Annotated in this window: 2 protein-coding genes; one reads left to right on the top strand and one right to left on the bottom strand. The window is 38.0% G+C overall.

Translation table 11 applies throughout. The features are described 5' to 3' along the window. Positions 1–84: 84 nt before the first annotated feature. The gene (gene tnpB / locus ORQ98_RS29315) at positions 85–438 is read left to right on the top strand and encodes an IS66 family insertion sequence element accessory protein TnpB (RefSeq protein ID WP_274692370.1); all 354 of its coding nucleotides are present in this window, start codon (positions 85–87) and stop codon (positions 436–438) included. An 8-nt stretch (positions 439–446) separates the two neighbouring features. Here the strand turns inward: tnpB and ORQ98_RS29320 are convergent, their stop codons facing one another. Then, positions 447–2342, bottom strand: coding sequence for a Tn3 family transposase (locus ORQ98_RS29320; RefSeq protein ID WP_274692371.1), 1896 nt, complete (start codon positions 2340–2342; stop codon positions 447–449). Positions 2343–2426: the final 84 nt, after the last annotated feature.

Raw genomic sequence — 2426 nt, forward strand, 5'->3', positions numbered from 1 at the left:
GCATTTGTAGCGCTGAGAACACCTCCGCTACCAGGTAAGCTACTAAATATAGCTTAGGCATGATGATAATTAGGTAATATTATTATGCTGCAACTGACACCTCAACACCGATTATTATTAGCAGTGAAGCCTATTGATTTCCGAAAAGGCATCAATAGCCTTATAGCGTTATGTAAATTGCAATTAAATGAGCAACCTGACTCCGGGACTATTTTTGTCTTTACCAACCGGCGTAAAGATGCGGTTAAATTATTAGTTTATGACGGGCAAGGTTTTTGGCTCTGCATGAAGCGATTTTCTCAAGGTAAGTTAAAGTGGTGGCCCAAAGCCGGTGACACCACTTATAAAATTAGTGCCAAAGAGCTACAAATTCTATTATACCAGGGCAACCCAAAACGAGCCTCAATTATGGAAGACTGGAAATCAGTGGCGGCTTAACTATTTGCTTAGTGAGCGTATTTATTATTTTTTACGCGGCTAATGATGCTTCCTCTATCGGGGGTATGCCTAAGAACCCCCAAAAGTGACGATTCTGAGTTTTTTGATTGATTTTTATTCACAAAATATAGCTGTATGTTCTGCTCCAGTATCTGAGCCATGGCTTCTACATCAATATTGCCAGCGATTTTCTTAAAGCTATATCGACCTGTGAATAGCAGGTGGGTCCAGGCTATCGGTGATATTCTAGTGAACTCATCAATAACCTCCTGTGCTGCACCGTTTGCCAGCATTTTTTCATAAACGGCATTCAAAATAATACTGTTGTAGGCAATGATACAATTAGCAATCAGCCGTGCAGCATGAGCGCTAACACGATTGTCGACAATTCTTTTGCCCTTAAACACACTACTGTAGGTCTTTCTAATAATCCCTTGTAGTTGATGGTAGGCTTCTGTCCTATTTCTAGCGGTTCGAATCGCCTTTCGGAGCTGCATATCATCTATTAGATTGAGTACATGGGTAGTTTTAAATATTTTATTATACTCAAATAAAGCTGCTTTCAACCTGGCATAGCGAGCATGCGAGCTTAATTTCCGAATGATGCTGCTTTGTGTGTTTTCTTGCATTATTAAAGATAGTAATACCCGCAGCACACCCCTTTTTTGGGATCTAATTCTATCAATATTGATTTTTCCTTTGGGTCGTAGCAACCCAGTGTAGCTATCAGGCGACTTTACTGAATACAAATCATCTGCTGCTTCTCTAACATTTTTTATACTAGGGACATAGTCTACATTGATAGCATCCAGTGCTACAAAATTAAGCTTATTTAATGAGTGGTTGTCTCCCGTTACCATATTGATATCAATATCGGTTTTGTTACTGTATATCATGTCATAGAGGTAATGCCCCTCATATTCATTAAGCCCAATATTTTTCGCATTAACGGCTACAAAATTAGCAATCAGGGTATACAATGATATTCCCCGGCCTTTCCCTAGATATTTTTTCGAATACCTCGATTGGATGGTGTTGTTACTGGTGGCAAACTTCTGTCCATCGGCATCAGCGAGTAATTTATCTTCCAGCAAATTCCACAGTTTGAAAATAGATAATGAGTGTATATGATTACTTACTAAGTCATTTACTGTGCATAGTGTATCTACTCGAATAAAATTTTCACGTGTTGTGTGTAAGAGCTTGAAGTTAAGATCTGACATATCAGCCATCTTTGAGGCAGTAAAACCAAATGCTTCCGATAATAGGCAAGCATTAACAGCTAACACGACAGGCTTCTTCCTTTTAGTATAACGATCTTTTATATGTGTAAACCCTTTCCACATGCCAATTAGATCACCAGCAAACATGACTACATCAGCTATTTCTACTTTAGGTAGAGCCTTAAAAAAAGTATCATCAAGTTTTTCGTTACTGTCGTATAGTAAACTCCATTGTTGTTGACCAGATTTGGTGGTTTTAAGATTAAAACCAAAATTTTGGTTAAGACGGATATTCTCTGTTGTTCTGTCCCATGCTTCATCTAATGCTTTGATAGCATCATCTAGGCGTTTTTCACAGTAAATAGGTATTTTTGGGTAACCGAATTCATCAGCAATTTTTTCAACATTATCAACCAGTGCATCATCAATTAAATCATTGTCAATATCACTATAAGATACACTATCATTGCAACAGAGCCTACCTCTATCGATTTGGTGATATATTTTCTGGTATACAAAAAACTCGAATAAGTACGGGTCAACATGCTCGTCAGTTGGTTTGCGCTTTAAATATTTCACCATTTTCCTGGGTATGGTGAACCCAAGGTCATCAGCCAACTTAAGCGTAGAGGGGTTTTTACCGCTGTTGTAATGTTTTTTTAGGAGGTTAATTAGTTCCATTATATAGCAATACTGTAGACACTTTTATGCAGCAATAGCCCCATAGTCGCTTAACTGTTCATACACTTGAGCGACTTTTTTATT

Source organism: Spartinivicinus poritis, assembly GCF_028858535.1.
Classification (GTDB): domain Bacteria; phylum Pseudomonadota; class Gammaproteobacteria; order Pseudomonadales; family Zooshikellaceae; genus Spartinivicinus; species Spartinivicinus poritis.